The 14,523-nt window shown below is 59.4% G+C and carries 12 protein-coding genes; 7 read left to right on the plus strand and 5 right to left on the minus strand.

Annotation, left to right across the window (positions count from 1 at the left end; all coding sequences use genetic code 11):
- Positions 1 to 34: 34 nt before the first annotated feature.
- From MJ601_RS19195 to MJ601_RS19205, 3 genes are all read right to left on the minus strand, one after another.
- Positions 35 to 751 carry a hypothetical protein gene (locus tag MJ601_RS19195; protein ID WP_242129410.1) on the minus strand — a complete coding sequence of 239 codons (717 nt, stop codon included), beginning with the start codon at positions 749 to 751 and terminating at the stop codon, positions 35 to 37.
- 574 nt (positions 752 to 1,325) lie between these two features.
- Positions 1,326 to 1,709, minus strand: coding sequence for a YkvA family protein (locus tag MJ601_RS19200; RefSeq protein WP_242129412.1), 384 nt, complete (start codon positions 1,707 to 1,709; stop codon positions 1,326 to 1,328).
- A gap of 463 nt (positions 1,710 to 2,172) precedes the next feature.
- Positions 2,173 to 2,610: a hypothetical protein gene (locus MJ601_RS19205; protein ID WP_242129414.1), complete on the minus strand. Its 438-nt coding sequence runs from the start codon at positions 2,608 to 2,610 to the stop codon at positions 2,173 to 2,175.
- A gap of 974 nt (positions 2,611 to 3,584) precedes the next feature.
- Here MJ601_RS19205 and MJ601_RS19210 point away from each other — a divergent pair.
- Positions 3,585 to 4,139 carry a hypothetical protein gene (locus MJ601_RS19210; RefSeq protein ID WP_242129416.1) on the plus strand — a complete coding sequence of 185 codons (555 nt, stop codon included), beginning with the start codon at positions 3,585 to 3,587 and terminating at the stop codon, positions 4,137 to 4,139.
- A gap of 267 nt (positions 4,140 to 4,406) precedes the next feature.
- On the opposite strand, the gene MJ601_RS19215 is transcribed toward MJ601_RS19210, so the two are convergent.
- On the minus strand, positions 4,407 to 5,291 hold the full coding sequence (locus MJ601_RS19215; protein WP_242129418.1) for a LysR family transcriptional regulator: 885 nt from the start codon (positions 5,289 to 5,291) through the stop codon (positions 4,407 to 4,409).
- 115 nt (positions 5,292 to 5,406) lie between these two features.
- Here MJ601_RS19215 and MJ601_RS19220 point away from each other — a divergent pair, with 115 nt between their 5' ends.
- The 5 genes from MJ601_RS19220 (at position 5,407) to MJ601_RS19240 (ending at position 8,586) form a co-directional block, all read left to right on the plus strand.
- A complete protein-coding gene (locus MJ601_RS19220) occupies positions 5,407 to 5,868 on the plus strand; it encodes a VOC family protein (RefSeq protein WP_242129420.1) in 462 nt (153 codons plus the stop codon).
- Positions 5,869 to 5,938: 70 nt separating this feature from the next.
- Positions 5,939 to 6,589: an SDR family oxidoreductase gene (locus MJ601_RS19225; protein WP_242129421.1), complete on the plus strand. Its 651-nt coding sequence runs from the start codon at positions 5,939 to 5,941 to the stop codon at positions 6,587 to 6,589.
- Positions 6,590 to 6,617: 28 nt separating this feature from the next.
- Positions 6,618 to 7,379, plus strand: coding sequence for an SDR family NAD(P)-dependent oxidoreductase (locus MJ601_RS19230; RefSeq protein ID WP_242129423.1), 762 nt, complete (start codon positions 6,618 to 6,620; stop codon positions 7,377 to 7,379).
- A gap of 36 nt (positions 7,380 to 7,415) precedes the next feature.
- Positions 7,416 to 7,721, plus strand: a complete 306-nt coding sequence (locus MJ601_RS19235) for a putative quinol monooxygenase (RefSeq protein ID WP_242129424.1) — start codon at positions 7,416 to 7,418, stop codon at positions 7,719 to 7,721.
- A 31-nt stretch (positions 7,722 to 7,752) separates the two neighbouring features.
- Positions 7,753 to 8,586, plus strand: a complete 834-nt coding sequence (locus MJ601_RS19240; RefSeq protein ID WP_242129426.1) for an SDR family NAD(P)-dependent oxidoreductase — start codon at positions 7,753 to 7,755, stop codon at positions 8,584 to 8,586.
- Positions 8,587 to 9,332: 746 nt separating this feature from the next.
- Here MJ601_RS19240 and MJ601_RS19245 read toward each other — a convergent pair.
- Positions 9,333 to 11,342: a tetratricopeptide repeat-containing sulfotransferase family protein gene (locus tag MJ601_RS19245; protein ID WP_242129428.1), complete on the minus strand. Its 2,010-nt coding sequence runs from the start codon at positions 11,340 to 11,342 to the stop codon at positions 9,333 to 9,335.
- A gap of 385 nt (positions 11,343 to 11,727) precedes the next feature.
- Here MJ601_RS19245 and MJ601_RS19250 point away from each other — a divergent pair, with 385 nt between their 5' ends.
- On the plus strand, positions 11,728 to 14,517 hold the full coding sequence (locus tag MJ601_RS19250) for a TonB-dependent receptor (protein ID WP_242129429.1): 2,790 nt from the start codon (positions 11,728 to 11,730) through the stop codon (positions 14,515 to 14,517).
- The last annotated feature ends 6 nt before the right edge of the window (positions 14,518 to 14,523 follow it).

Below are 14,523 nucleotides of genomic sequence, written 5' to 3' on the forward strand. Positions count from 1 at the left end.
AACGGCCAGTCGCGATGCAAGTTGGACCCAGGCCCTAACGCGCCGGACGATACTTTCGTCCTTGATACCCCATGTCCGCCGCAACAATCCAAAATGTGTCATGGAAGCCTTTTGCGTTGCTCGTTGTGCCTCCCCTGAAAACATAGTCGCCGATTTGCACTGGTAGTGGGCGCACCCTCTGAGTCCATGGGGCGTTCAGTTGATTGGCGCCCCAATCCCTTTCCGCTTGCGAACTGCCGGGAGCGACAATCTCTATCATCCGGATGATGAAGGCGCTTCGGTTCTTGACCGGGGTATAAGGATCGACGTCGGGACCGTTCAAAACAATCTCCTTCAGTGCCCCGCCTGAGCCTAGGAAATAAGTAGCAAATCGACCGCGCGTTGCGTCCTCATAATTTACTTCCTTCATTCCGCGATACGTCGGTCCTTGCGGAGTTGCTGTTGATCGTTTCAGGTCACCGATTCCGATATGCCGCCTTGCAGCTTCCACTAACGCTTGGGCAGTTTCTTCGCCTGCCGGCTCGGTAATAGCGGCAGCCGGTGCAGGCAGCCTCGCCAAGCACTCATAGTCGTCGCTGAGAAATCCCGAACGGCCTGGGATCAATCTATATTCGTTGTTGCACCTCTCATCAGCAACATTCTCGGCATCGGAACGAGCATCCCACTCAACAAAACTTTTCGGGTAGCGGTTCGCGGGATGACTGCATCCACCAACGGCCGTCAGCATCAGCAATAAAATAGTTGGTCGCATCCTCGATATTTGCCTCCGAAACGCGCGCTTTCACAACGAAAATCGAACGAGCCCGTAGGCCCAATAATTGTCCGCTAACTGGAAACGGAGCCAACGCCTTCAATGGCAACAACTGGTCGTCAACGAGCCTTCCGCTTTGGCTCTGTTACTTTCTTCGGCCATAGGAGAACCGCAAACATAGCCGCCATCGTTGCTGTGCCTGTCATGATCAGTGGCACCGAGTAATTTGAATGCACGGATCCCGCGGCGAACATGATAATTCCGGTTCCGATGGACAGGAGTGCCGAAGGCTTATGCCGATAGGTTTTGAGGAATGGCGAAGCCCAGACTGCTTGTGCCCACAGCAGCAATGGCACAAATAGGGCAATCCAACCTCCCGTCACGCTCAAATCCTTTCGTCGTCCATGACGTTGCGATTATGTCTGCTTGTGGGTGGGGCGGCAAGCGGGGGTATTGGCAACTAGTGGTCGCGTGCCGCTGGGCAGTTTTCCAATCCCGAATCCGACCAGCGGGTTATCGGCGGCGCGAGATGATTCGCAGGCCGGGAGCGACGATGCTGGGTGGGAAACGGACATTAACGACGTGGCCAAAGCCACAAGATACCGAGCGTGACCGTCACCAGCCAAATCAGAATGATCGCAATCAGGCCAGCCCTAGAATTAGGCTTTTGCTGCTCGACTGCCTTCGCGCGAAGGTCAATCATGACATCGTCATCGATGAGCCACACCACAGCGATGATGCCGAGCGGCACTATCAGAAGGTCGTCGAGAAGGCCGAGGACTGGGATAAAATCAGGTATGAGGTCCACGGGAGAAAACGCGTAGGCGGCAACTACTGCTGCGAGGGTCTTGGCATACCACGGCACTCGCGGATCGCGAGCAGCCAGCCAAAGGGCGATCACGTCACGCTTAATATGTCGCGCCCAGTCCTTGAGCGTTTTTATTCTCGTTATCGTCATGGCCGCAATATGGGATAATGGATAATGACCGCAAATGGTCGATTTTGCTCGGGCAGTTTACCCGCCAGTAACCGGACCAGCCACATTTTGCCGGGCGACGCAAGGAACGCCTCCTGACAATGAGGGTTAATGGCGATTTCATCCAATCCGACTCAGCTGTAGCAAGCGTATCGTAGCAAGTGCGACCCGAAGGCTCTGGCAACAGAGACTTTCTCTAGGCCCGTCAGCAAGTTAGTTGGCGGGCCTATTTTTGTTGGTGACCGTTGCGGAATAATTCGGCTTACGACCATTCCCTCGATGTCGGTACATGTCGGGTAGTGGTCGCCTGCCGCTGGGCAGCTTTCCAAGCCCGAACCGGACCAGCGGGTTATCGGCGACGCGGAACGATTTGCGGGCCGCGAACGGCGATGCCTGGTGGGAGGCTGACTGTCTGGTTTCGGTCAGATGATGGCAAAAGCAGCCGTTAAACCTGGTGGAATGATACGCCGAAATCGTCACCGCCCATAGCAAATGCCGAGAAGCGACGTTGAGGGAAATCACGAGCCAGCTTGGCTTCCAACATATCTGCCATGACGGTAACGAGATGCTCACACTGGGCATCTTTCAAGGCTTGAGCCGCTTGATCTCGCGGAAAAACGCCATCTAGGAGGTATGCATTCATGGCCGTCTCAATTTGTTGACGACTTAGAGCGCCATTGCGTTCCCAGTCTCGCAATAGCTCGATGTTAAACGGCGATCGAAGCACATAGTCTTCGAACAGCACGAAATCTGGCCAGAAGAATGAACAAAATCCGAGCGCATGGTCCGCTCGACCTTCGATCCATATCCAATCGGAAGGTGTGATGCCTTCCCCGTTGTTCCAATCGGCAAGTTCCGGGATCAAATCGCAGTGGTTCGTCATGCCGCCAGCCTAGCGGCATGACGAATGCCCGCAAGTGAGCAGAAGGCTTGTTCATTTGGGCGTCCACAAATAGTCGCTTTCGCTGAGGTGGCTTTCGGGGAGGTTAAACGGATTTAGATACAATCGCCTGTGGAACAGACCGCAAGAAAGCTCGCGAAGGGCAAGGCAGGAATACCGATGATCGTATAGATAACCATCAACCCGATGGTAATTTTACGCGGCCATCCCGCCGACAAGATAGCCACCATGCCAATAAGCCATGCTAGGATAAGTATGGATGTCAGAGGCCTCGATCCCAGTGCGAACAAGCCAGTGTGTGCAGCAAAAACCATCAGAAAGGCAGGTACTATGACCATGGCCACTGCTGCACTTAATGAACGAACCTTCTCGCACGCTAAGGGCTGTTCGATCAACGTCTGGTTACAGGCGCCAAAGAGTCAGTCGTCCCAGCTGAACCCCTCCTCACTCGGATGCTTTCCGATTTTGGTCCCGCACCACGGGCAAAAGAAGATCAGCGTATTAAATTCGGTAGAGTAATAATTTCTCATCATCGCCCTGCCAGCTTGCCGATGGATTTCTACCATAGCTCCGGGCAAGTCGCTTTCTGACACACCTTGGCAGAAGTCGCGTCCATACATTTTCATGTTGTGGCAGCAAGGTTCGATCATTGGACGCACAATCCCACAGGTCGCGCATGTCTGCTAGGGGGATGATTAAACACCACACTTGACGACCGTTTCTGGTCGCCTGCCGCTGGGCTGCTTTCCAATCCCGAACCGGCCCAGCGGGTTATCGGCGCCACCGAGTGACTCGCTGGCCGGGAACGCCGGTGTCGGGTGGTGAACGGAAAGGCAACTCATAGAACGAGCTTGCTGCGAAGCCGCCGTAAAGTTCGTTTCCCTGCGGTCGCGTTAACCCATTAACTTTGCAACGTGCCTTCCGTTTGCCATGTTGAAGAAAATGAGGGGCCTTCTGTGTTTGATTCGATAGGTGCGTTCAACAATCAATTTACGCCGGTAGATGGCGGCTATCTGTATTATCCGTCAAAAAATTCTGGCGGTAAACTTGTCACTGCTGATGAATACGAACAGTTAGCCGCAGGCTGGCGTAAGGTCGCTGGCCGCCGTGGTATGTGGAAGATCGTTGGCATCGTCATGCTGGCTATCATCTTTTGGACCACCATATCGAAATCTTTGTCTCTGCCGGAATGGTCGGACTCGATTATGGTTGCTGCATCTGTTGCAGGAATTTCGGCATGGTTGCTTTGGGCCAGCTTTGCCCCGCGTCGTTTGGTTCGAGATCGACCGGCGATGACTCCACCTAGACCCGTTTCGGAGACGAAACGTCAAGCGCGAGCTTTGCTCAATTGGCGTTTCATCACCTTTGCGCTCTTCATCAGCGGCATCGCCTTTTTCGGTTCATTGAACGCACCAGAACGCGATTTCAGATCTTGGGCTTGGCTTATTGGCAGCGGAGCGATGTTTGGCCTCTATATATGGATAGGCATTCGGAAGTTTCTGGATAGGTAGTTTCTCGTTCCCTTATACAACAAGCTGCCGAATGTCCGCTAACCGGGAACTGCTCTGGTTCATTGAATGACAAAAACTGGTGGATTCTGTTGAAAAACTCCGCCCTCAGTTTTTCGTCGCAATTATTGATTGCTCAGCCCCGGCTTCGCGCACGAATGATTCACCATCTGCGGGTTGGACGGATGATTGTTGCGCAAATTTCCGCGATAAGTTCTCGTTGAAGAGTTTTTCAACAGAATCGGTCGAGCGCTGCCACCGGTAGACCCTTTAAGCCCGCAGAGCAGCGATAATTGCCCTCATACCTGCGGAAAGATACTTCCGGGTCGGGTAGTAGAGATACAGCCAATCCTCGGGCGCGATCCAATCGGCAAGGCATGACACGAGCCTGCCGCTCTCGACGTAGGGACGAGCCCGGTCTTCCCAGACGTAGGCGAGAGCGATGCCAGCCAGTGCCGCCTCAATCATCAATTCGTGGTCATGCAGCGCCAGAGGCCCCGAGGCATCGATATCGATCTCGTCGCCGCCGCGACCAAACGACCAAGGGTATGCGACGCCACTTGGATACATGTTGCGCACGCAAATATGTCGGGCAAGATCGGCCGGTTCCGCGGGTGTGCCGTGCCGCGCGAAATAGGCAGGCGATCCGACCACGGCAAAGCGCAGCCGCGGCTTGATCTTCACCGCAGTCATGCCATCGCGCAGGCTTTCGCCGAGCCGGATACCGGCATCGAAGCCCTCTTCGACGATATCGACCAGCCGATCCGTTGCCACGATCTCGAGCGTGAGGTTCGGGTTGGCGGCGATCAGCGGTCCGATCACCGGCCCAAGCACGAATGGAGCGACCGAATTCGGAGCGTTGATCCTCACCGTCCCGAATGGGGTGTCCCTGAACTGATTGAGCGCATCCATTGCCGAACCGATCTCGCCGAAAGCCGGGGACAGTTGGGCGAGCAGCATCGCGCCGGCATCGGTGAGGGAAACGCTGCGCGTCGTGCGGTTGAGCAGCCGGATGCCCACGCGCGCTTCCAGGTTGCTGACGGCATGGCTGATCGCCGACGCCGTGACCCCGCGCTCCTCGCTCGCCCGTCGGAAGCTACGGTGACGGGCGACGGCGTCGAAAGCGGCCAGCTCGGAAAGGTCGGTCGCACGCATTGATGATTCTCACTCACTATTGATGAGAAAACTATCCTCCTAATCCTTTCAATGGGAAAGGGCCAAAAAGCTCCTGCCAGCCGGAAATGCTCCGGCGCAAGCAAGGAGATATCCAATGGCCGACTTCATTCCCCCCGCCCACAACAACGCCTCGCCCTTCGCCGACATGCGCGGCCACCATGTCGCGGTGCGGACGCCGGACCTGCAGACCGCGCTCGACTTCTATGTCGGCACGCTCGACTTCCGCATCGTCGCCAAGTGGGACTATGCCGACGAGCAACTCGCTTATGTGGCACCGGCGACCGACGATCATTTCTACGTCGAGATCCTCGGCGGCGGCGATCCCAAGCCGCAGGACGTGCGGCCCTATGCCGACCTCGGCGAAAGCCTGGGCTGGGCCGGCTATCACCACTTCTGCCTGAACGTCGACAGCGTCGAGGCGACCGTCGAGAAGCTGCGCAGCCGTGGCGTCACGATCGTCACCGAGCCATTCGTGCTCGAAGCGATCAGCCGCAAGCTCGCCTTCTTCTGCGATCCCTTCGGCAACCTGATCGAGCTGGCCGAGGTGCTCGCCTGATCTCTCCCGCAACCTGACCGGCCGTCCCTCATCCGGGGGCGGCCAGCCCGTCCAAGCAAGGAAAGCTCCCATGTCTAAATCCATCATGATCATAGGCGCCGGTCCCGGCATCGGTCAGGCCGTCGCCCGCAGGTTCGGCCGCGAAGGCTGGCAGATCGTCCTGACCGGGCGCAGCGCCGATCGGCTCGCTACGCTGGCCGCCGACCTCAACGCCGAGGGCATCACCGCCCATATTGTCCCGGCGGACGCCACTGACCCGGCCGCGCTTCGCGCCGCCGTCGCCAAGGCCGAAGACCTGACCGGCGGTCTCACCGCGGTGCACTTCAACGCGGGCGTGGTGCGCAATCAGGATCTGTTCTCGATGACCGATGCCGAGGTCGCCGGCGATCTGGCCATCGACGTCACCGCCGGGTTCAACACCATTCGCGCCGCGACCGATATGTTCGGTGGGCGCGGCGGCACAATCCTTGTGACCGGGGGCGGGTTAGGAATTCACCCAAGCGCCGACTGGGCCGTGCTCGGCGCCGGCAAGGCTGCGCTACGCAACATGGTGCAGGGCCTGGCTGAGCCGATGGCCGAGCGGGGTATCCGCATTCGTACAGCGACCGTCGCGACGCTCGTCGCGCCCGACTCCACCGAAGCGAGCGCGGCGGCCGATGTCTTCTGGATGCTCGCCACCGACCCGAATGCCGCCTGGGAAGTGGTCTATCCGGCCGCGTGAGCAAGCGCAGGTCGAAAGGAGAATTTCCATGACCAAGACCATCGTCATCACCGGCGCGACCTCGGGCATCGGCTATGCCACCGCGCTCGCCTTCGCCCGCACGGGCGCTAATGTCGCGATCTCGGGACGTCGCGCGGAACGCGGCGCCGAGGCCGTCGCGGAGATCGCCCGGCTTGGCGGCACCGGCTGGTTCCAGACCACCGATGTCCAGGACGCCGCGCAGATCGAGGCCTTCATCGCCAACGCGGTCGACCGGTTCGGTCCGATCGACACGCTGATTACCAACGCAGGAATAGAGCCGCCGCATGTACTGCCACTCGCCGAGTTGAGTGTGGAGGATGTCGATACGGTGTTGGGCACGAACATCCGCAGCACGCTCCTGACCGCCAAATACGCGATCCCACATTTGCGGCGGCCGGGCGGATCGATCATCACGGTGTCGTCGCTCTGGGGCCGGCAGGGCGGTGCGATGCTGCCGGTCTATTCCGCCACGAAAGGCGGTTCGGAATCGCTGACCCGCGCCCTTGCCGTGGAGCTGGGCGGTGACGGCATCCGCGTGAACGGCATCGCGCCCGGCTTCATCAAGACCGAGATGTCGGACCGCTTCACGAAAGGGCGCGACATGCGGCCGTTTTACGAAGCGAACGTGCCGCTCGGACGCATTGGACAGGCGCGGGAGGTCGCTGACGCCATGCTTTGGCTGGCGTCCGACCAAGCGAGCTACGTCACCGGCCAGACCATCACGGTCGATGGTGGCCACAATATCAAGATGTCGGTCGCTGGACTCTGATCCTGCCAACCACCCCCAATCCAAAGGAAAATTATCATGACCACACAACTGACCCTGATCGCCCGCCTCACCGCAAAGCCTCAGCATGCCGTCGAACTCGGCGAAGCGCTCAAGGCGCTCATCTACCCCACCTCGAAGGAGGCCGGTTCGCTCGGCTACACGCTTCATCGGGACAATGACGATCCGAATGCCTGGATCCTCTACGAAACCTGGGCCTCGCGCGCCGACCTCGATGCGCATTTCGCGCAGCCTTACACCAAGGCGCTGCTCGAAAGGTTTCCTGATCTTCTCGCCCGAGAAATGGAACTGACCTTCGCAACCGCCATGAACCCTCGGGCCTGACCCGCGCGCTGTCTCTTGAAAGGATTTGGCCATGAAGACCTGGTTCATCACCGGCGCCTCGCGCGGCTTCGGCGCGCAGGTCGTGGAGCGCGCCTTGGCTCAAGGTGACGCCGTCGTCGCGACCGCCCGCAGTCCCCGGACTGTCGTCGATCGCTTCGGTGAGCAGCCCAATCTGCTGGCGCTCGCACTCGACGTAACAGATGAGAAGCAAGTCCGCAGGGCAGTCGAAGCCGCCATCGCCCGGTTCGGCCGTATCGACATCCTGCTCAACAATGCCGGCTTCGGCCTAATGGGCGCGGTCGAGGAAGCGAGCGCCGCCGAGGTCGAGGCCGTCTATCGTACCAACGTGTTTGGTCTGCTCAACGTGACCCGCGGCGTGCTGCCACACATGCGCGCCGCGCGCTCTGGTCGCGTGCTCAACATCTCGTCGATCGGAGGATATCGGGGCTCGGCAGGGTTTGGCGTCTATTCCTCCACGAAGTTTGCGATCGAGGGGATCTCCGAGGCGTTGCACGCGGAACTGGCGCCGCTCGGCATCCATGTGACCGTCGTCGAGCCGGGTTATTTCCGAACGGACTTTCTCGACGCCTCGTCACTTTCGGTCAGTCCGGTGATCATCGACGATTATGTGGCCACCGCCGGTCGCGTCCGTTCTGTTGCGACAGGGCTGAACCATGCACAGCCCGGTGATCCGGCGAAACTCGCGCAGGTGCTTGTCGACTTCGCCGACGCGGCCAACCCTCCAGTCCGACTGCCACTTGGCAGCGACACGGTAGCAGCGATCGAAGCGAAGCATCTGGGGGATGCGGCTATCCTCGCTCAATGGAGAACGGTGTCGATATCGACAGACTTCGACGCAATCTGACGTCGGCTCCCGGTAAATGAACCTTCACGCTCGGCGGCAGGACGAGGTCGCCTGCCACCGGGCATGTTCATTAGGCTCGAGTGGCTGCTTCTCCCTCCACACCTGTCGTTCGAGCGAGCCAGCACGAACGTCTTGGTTTGGTCGCGACCTACCGGAGAAGCGGAAGGTCGGCACCTGGGAAGCCGGATTGAACTTCTGAACGGCCGCAAAGGGTCGACTGCGGCAGGCGGTAGTTGGGACAAACCCGTCATTCGCGATCATGCGGTGGAGCGGCAGCTTTCGGTTGAAGCGGACGTTCGCGGTCCCGTGATTGTCGCGCCGGCATGGGCAACCCTGGCCGCATGCAGACTTTTCAGTTTGGCGTCGGTGATATGGGTGCTGTCAGAAAAATGCGAATTAGTCTCCCTTGAATGCACTGAAGGCTGAGAGGACAGGGGCGACCTCGCCAGAGCCCATCGCTCCGCCACAACGGCGCAGCGTCTCTCGATGCCGCGTTCGAAAACAAGGTTCTCCACGTTCCGCAGCGACAGCGGATATTGCACGTACATCGTGACCATGAGGCGAATCACCTCGGCGACGAGTGAAGTAGCGGAATGGGCTGGCGGAGCGTGTGGGATGTGGCGTTGGAACTGCCTAACGTCGTCACCCCAGAGAGCGAGCATCCGGTTTGACAGCACTCCCGTTTGCTTTGATGTTCTCCGCGCCGCTCTTGCTTTGACAAAGCCCATCGCCTTGGCCGCCCGTCGCTAGAGAAGCGGCCTAAGTGCCGCCATCAGCGGCCCGAGCCAGGGCCGATAATGTTCCCACTGGGCCAGTCCGCTCGTGAAAATAGGCTGGCGCACCTGTTCCGAACTCGCCGTGCGTACGGCGCGGTCATTTTTATAGAATTCCAGACATGCCGGTTCGAAGGGCAGATCCAGATGATCGAGCAATTGGCGCACTTGCCGATCGGTGTCGCCCACCATCTCCTCATAGAGGACCCGGTGCACCACGCCGGGAGCGGCCTCGTCATAGGCGGCCATCAGCGCCACATAGTCGCGATAATAGAGACCTATGTCTGTCAAATCGTAGGAAAAGGTCTGGCCGCGCGCGAAATGCTGCTTCCAGCCCGAAAAGCAGCAGGAGAGCGGATGCCGCCGAGCGTCGACGATTTTCGCATTGGGCAGGATCAGGCGGATCAGACCGACATGCTGCCAGTTGTTGGGCATCTTGTCGATGAAAAGGGGCTTGTCCGTGTGGCGGTGGATGCGGGTGCTGTCGATATACTCCTCGCCCAGCCGTCGCCGGTCCGCCGGCGTCAGCGACGCCACCATGGCACGAAAATCAGGAAACTCGCCTTCATCCACCCGCGACTGTAGCCGGCTGGCGATCGTCATCATCTCGGGCAACTCCATCGTGCCTTCGATCTGGCTGTGGCTGGCGAGTATCTGTTCGACGAGTGTCGATCCGGAGCGCGGAAGGCCCACGATGAAGATTGGGTCCGGCGCGAGGCAGCCCCCTTGCCCGCGGCTCGCGATGAAGGCGCTGGTAAAGGTCGCGGCGGTGGCTGCGACCTCGCTCGAGAATTGCGCCGCATCATATTGCACCATCGCGCGGCGCAGGCGATTGCCCAGATCATAATGGTGGAACGAAGCACCGTAGTCTTTCGCATCCTCCAGCGCCTTGCCCAGCGAGAAATGCAGATGGAACTGGTCCTCCGCCTTGCTCGATCCGTGTTTCTCGATCATCGCGAGCGCCTGCCGCATGGCGGCGATGTCGTCCACGCCGAGCTTGATGGTCTTGAGGTTGGCGAGGCTCCACCAGGCCTCCCCCATGGTTGACTGATGTCGCACCGCCTCGCGATAGGCGCGGATCGCGTCGCTCTGGCGGCCCAGCGTCTTGAGGACATGCCCCAGATTCTGCCAGAGTTGCGGTTGAGCGGGGTCGTTATCGAGCAGCTTCTCATAGATCCGCCGGGCCTGTTCCTGATCTCCCAGCCGGACCAGCACCGAAGCGCGCAAGAGGTCGTGCCCAGGGCCCGCGACGGGCGAGGTGACGAGGATATCCGCATGGGCGAGCGCGTCGGGGAGACGGTTGTTCTGCAGCAGCAGCCGGATCAGAAAATCCCGCGCCAGATCGAAGCCGGGCGCCAGCGCCACCGCCCGCTCGACCATCGCCAGCGCCGCGCTCATGTCGCCGCTCCGCCAGTGAATTTCGGCGCGCAAGCGGCAAGCCGGCGGATCTTCGGGAACGCGCGCGGCCCGCGCCTCCAGCATCGCCGCTGCGTCCTCCAGCCGCTCCTCATGCATGGCGACCGCCGCGTCCAGCAGTTCGGGGTCGCGCGAAGCGGCATGCACGCCGGATAGATCCGCGCGCCAGGCCTGTTCGACCTGCCCATCCTTGCGCAATTCGCGCGCCAGCAGGAACCAGCCACCCGCCACGCCCGGCTGGCTGCGAGTGAGGCTGCCTAGCGCCGCGATCGCCTGCCGCGTCTCGCCCGCTTCACTCGCGGCCTGCGCCAGTTCCCACAGCACCGCCGGAGGCGTGTGCCCGCGCGTGGCGAGCGCCGACAGGCGCGACAGCGCTTCGCCTGCCTTGTCCAGCCGGCGCAGGGCCTGGCAGGCTATCAACTCTGCCGGGGGCAGCCCGGGCGCTCGAAGTAGAAGCTGTTGCGCCTGTGCGAGGGCCAGATCGGGCCGCTCCACCAGCTGCGCGGTCGCTTGCGACAGAGCTTCTTCAACGGACCGGGCCCCAGAGTCGATGACGCGAATAGTCATGAACCTCTCGCAAATGTGCAAGTGCACAAAAAACTAGGCCGAATCGGAAGGCGCGTCGAGTCATCCACCAGGTAGGCATATAAAAAAAGTTGCGGCGTCCCGCTTGACAGCGTCGGTCTGAATGGCACTATCCAATTTAGGACGGACGCTCTGTTTTTCTGCACGAGCGAACCAGTCCATCAATAACGTCCATGCACGCGCTGATGTAATCCGGCGCGCAGTCGAAAAGTATGCGCTTTTCGGAGTGCGCCCGCTCGCCATTTCGGGCGAGCGGTTCGACAGAGTGAAAAGAAACGATGCGGATGTACGCTTAGGAAAATGACCCGTGGACCGGGCGAACCAACAAGGAGAGGCCGACGTAAACGCGAAATAGGGGGCTTTACGCATGGCCATCGGCTTTCGCTCGCGCGCTGCGAGCAGAATATGCGCTTTGGGCGCGACCACCTTCCTCACGCCGCTCATGTTGGCCGCGCCAGCCATCGCGCAACCGGCGGCGGCTGCGGCGCCGGAGCAGACGCCCGACGATCAGGGCCTTGGCGACATTGTGGTGACAGCGACGCGCAGTAAGGAAAGCATCCAGAAAGTCCCTATCTCCATGCAGGCGCTGGGCGCGGCGACACTGGAACAGCGCCAGGTGAAGGGGCTGACCGATTTCGCAACCCTGCTGCCGTCCGTGTCGTTCGAGGGCATTGGGCCGGGGCGCAACACTGCCTTCTTCCGCGGCATCGTGCCAGCGGGCGGCAACTATGCGTCGGTTGGCTATTATCTCGACGACATTCCGATTACCGGCACCGAAGTGCCCGACATTCACGCCTATGATCTGGAGCGTATCGAGGCGCTGTCCGGTCCGCAGGGTACGCTATATGGCGCCGGATCACTTGCGGGTACGATCCGCCTGATCACCAACAAGCCGCAACTGGGCAAATATGAATTCGGTTATGACGTCGAAGGCAATAAATATGGCAAGGGTGACTTCGGTGGCCAACTGGAAACCTATGTCAACATTCCGCAGGGCGACAATCTCGCGCTGCGCGCCATGGGCTATTATCGCCGCGACGGCGGCTATATCGACAACAAGCCCAATAACGGCAAGTTCAACGATGGCAGTTCGTCCACTTTGAATTTGGGTGACAAGAACCCGTCTACCTTCTACACGTTGGATAACAGCAATATAGCCAAAGATGACTACAACAACATCAAGGAGTTCGGCGGACGGCTCCAAATTTTGTGGGAGCCCGGAGACGACTGGGCCATCACACCATCCATCACCGGCCAGCGGCAGATCGCGAACGGCTATTTTGGCTACGATCCGCGCGTGGGCGACCTCGAAGTTCATGACTATGACAAGACGCGCAACGACGACCGCTGGTATCAGGCGGCATTGTCGATCCACGGCCATATCGGCGACTGGGACATCGTGTCGGCAACGGGTTTCTTCAAGCGCAGAACCAAGACGCTCAACGATTATACCTATTATACGGTAACTTATGACGGATTCGGCTCCGGCTATGAAAGCTATCTGCAATTTTTTGACAATTGTAGCGGTTCCGGCGCCAATCAGAAATGCTCGCTGATCAACCCGCAACAATATTACCATGCGGACACGCACCGCAACAAGTTTACGCAGGAACTGCGCATCACCACGCCCAAAGATTGGCCTTTCGATGTAACGATCGGCGGGTTCTATCAACGCCAGAAGAATGAGATCAACACATCCTACGCCATTCGCGGGCTGGACAAGATCGCCGGTTATACCGAGACGGGTGGCGGCGATGTCCCAGGCGGTCTGATCGGCGTGCCAGCGATGTACGGGATCGATTTTGACGATGACGGCACACCGTTCTTCGACACAAGCAATGTCGTCAACCCCGACGGCAATCCGCTGGGCACCATGGTTTATGGCTCCCCAGCGGTCAAAGGCGATGCTTTCTATTTCGTCGAACAGAACCAGCTTTATCATGACAAAGCGGTGTTCGCCGAAGGCCACTACAACATCACGCCGACGCTGAAGCTGACGGGCGGAATCCGCTATTTCTGGACCGACTATTCAGTAAAGGGCTTCGCCGGTGTGCAGGGGTCGGCAGCGAATAGCGTGACGTCCATCTATGTTCCCACCGGTGAGATGGGATGCCCGACCCCGTTGCCGGCCGCGCGCCTGCAATGTCTGAACACGAACTTCGCATCACTTCCGGATGAAATAGGTCGCTACAAGGAGAGTGGCGAAACGCATAAGGTCGCGCTCGACTGGCAGTTCGCGCCCAGCAAGATGGTCTATTTCAATTATTCAACCGGCTTCCGCCCCGGCGGCTTCAACCGGCCGCTGCGCATCCGCCAGATTATCAACGGCGCGCCGGTTTCGAAGGTCGCGACAGTTCCGGCTTTTGAATCGGAAAAGCTGACCAACTTCGAGCTTGGGGCGAAAACGACCTGGGGCGGCATCTTCCGGCTCAACGCCGCCATTTATTTCGAGAAATGGAACAATATCCAATATAGCGTCGTCGTCGCTGGCGCGCAGGGCGCGGGCATGACGGGTAACGCCGGGAAGGCCGAAGTCAAGGGTATCGAATATGATGCGGACCTGAAGCTCGGCAAATTCACCATCTCCACATCAGGCGCCTATAATGATGGCAAGCTGAAAGGCGATTTCTGCAACTTCGCCTATGATCCCGCAACATCGTCCATCAGCCAACTGTCGCAATGCTCTACCGGCACGACCGTCGATGGCACCAACACCGGCACGCCGACCGTCGCCGCCGCCAGTGGCACGCGCTTGCCGCGGCAGCCCAAGTTCAAGGGCACGACCTCTGTCCGGTACGACACGCAGTTCGGCGAACTAAGCGCCTATCTGCAGGGCGCGGCGCTCTATCAGACCGGCGCGACACAGGACCTCAATGTTTCCGACAACAACCTGCTCACTTGCGCGGATGCTGACGAGGCGGATGCGATGACCGAAGCCGGCAAGTCCTGCTCGACGAAGGGCTTCGTCAGCTTCGATTTTTCGGCTGGGATCAAGAAGGACAATTGGTCACTGACCTTCTTCCTCCAGAATGCGTTCGACAAGCGGGGTGAACTGACGAGGAACACCTTCTGCTCAATCACCTTCTGCTCCGGATCCTCGCGCACTTTCACGATCAAGCCGCAATTCTTCGGCGCACGCTTCGGGCAGAAATTCTAGAATATC

It is taken from the genome of Sphingobium trunci, from assembly GCF_022664535.1.
Classification (GTDB): domain Bacteria; phylum Pseudomonadota; class Alphaproteobacteria; order Sphingomonadales; family Sphingomonadaceae; genus Sphingobium.

What these genes read in the sequence shown, in the direction of transcription:
- MJ601_RS19205 (WP_242129414.1), bottom strand. Translation starts at nt 2,610, where the DNA reads ATGACGAACCACTGCGATTTGATCCCGGAACTTGCCGATTGGAACAAC.
- MJ601_RS19200 (WP_242129412.1), bottom strand. Translation starts at nt 1,709, where the DNA reads ATGACGATAACGAGAATAAAAACGCTCAAGGACTGGGCGCGACATATT.
- MJ601_RS19250 (WP_242129429.1), top strand. Translation starts at nt 11,728, where the DNA reads ATGGCCATCGGCTTTCGCTCGCGCGCTGCGAGCAGAATATGCGCTTTG.
- MJ601_RS19215 (WP_242129418.1), bottom strand. Translation starts at nt 5,291, where the DNA reads ATGCGTGCGACCGACCTTTCCGAGCTGGCCGCTTTCGACGCCGTCGCC.
- MJ601_RS19220 (WP_242129420.1), top strand. Translation starts at nt 5,407, where the DNA reads ATGGCCGACTTCATTCCCCCCGCCCACAACAACGCCTCGCCCTTCGCC.
- MJ601_RS19240 (WP_242129426.1), top strand. Translation starts at nt 7,753, where the DNA reads ATGAAGACCTGGTTCATCACCGGCGCCTCGCGCGGCTTCGGCGCGCAG.
- MJ601_RS19245 (WP_242129428.1), bottom strand. Translation starts at nt 11,342, where the DNA reads ATGACTATTCGCGTCATCGACTCTGGGGCCCGGTCCGTTGAAGAAGCT.
- MJ601_RS19195 (WP_242129410.1), bottom strand. Translation starts at nt 751, where the DNA reads ATGCGACCAACTATTTTATTGCTGATGCTGACGGCCGTTGGTGGATGC.
- MJ601_RS19235 (WP_242129424.1), top strand. Translation starts at nt 7,416, where the DNA reads ATGACCACACAACTGACCCTGATCGCCCGCCTCACCGCAAAGCCTCAG.
- MJ601_RS19225 (WP_242129421.1), top strand. Translation starts at nt 5,939, where the DNA reads ATGTCTAAATCCATCATGATCATAGGCGCCGGTCCCGGCATCGGTCAG.
- MJ601_RS19230 (WP_242129423.1), top strand. Translation starts at nt 6,618, where the DNA reads ATGACCAAGACCATCGTCATCACCGGCGCGACCTCGGGCATCGGCTAT.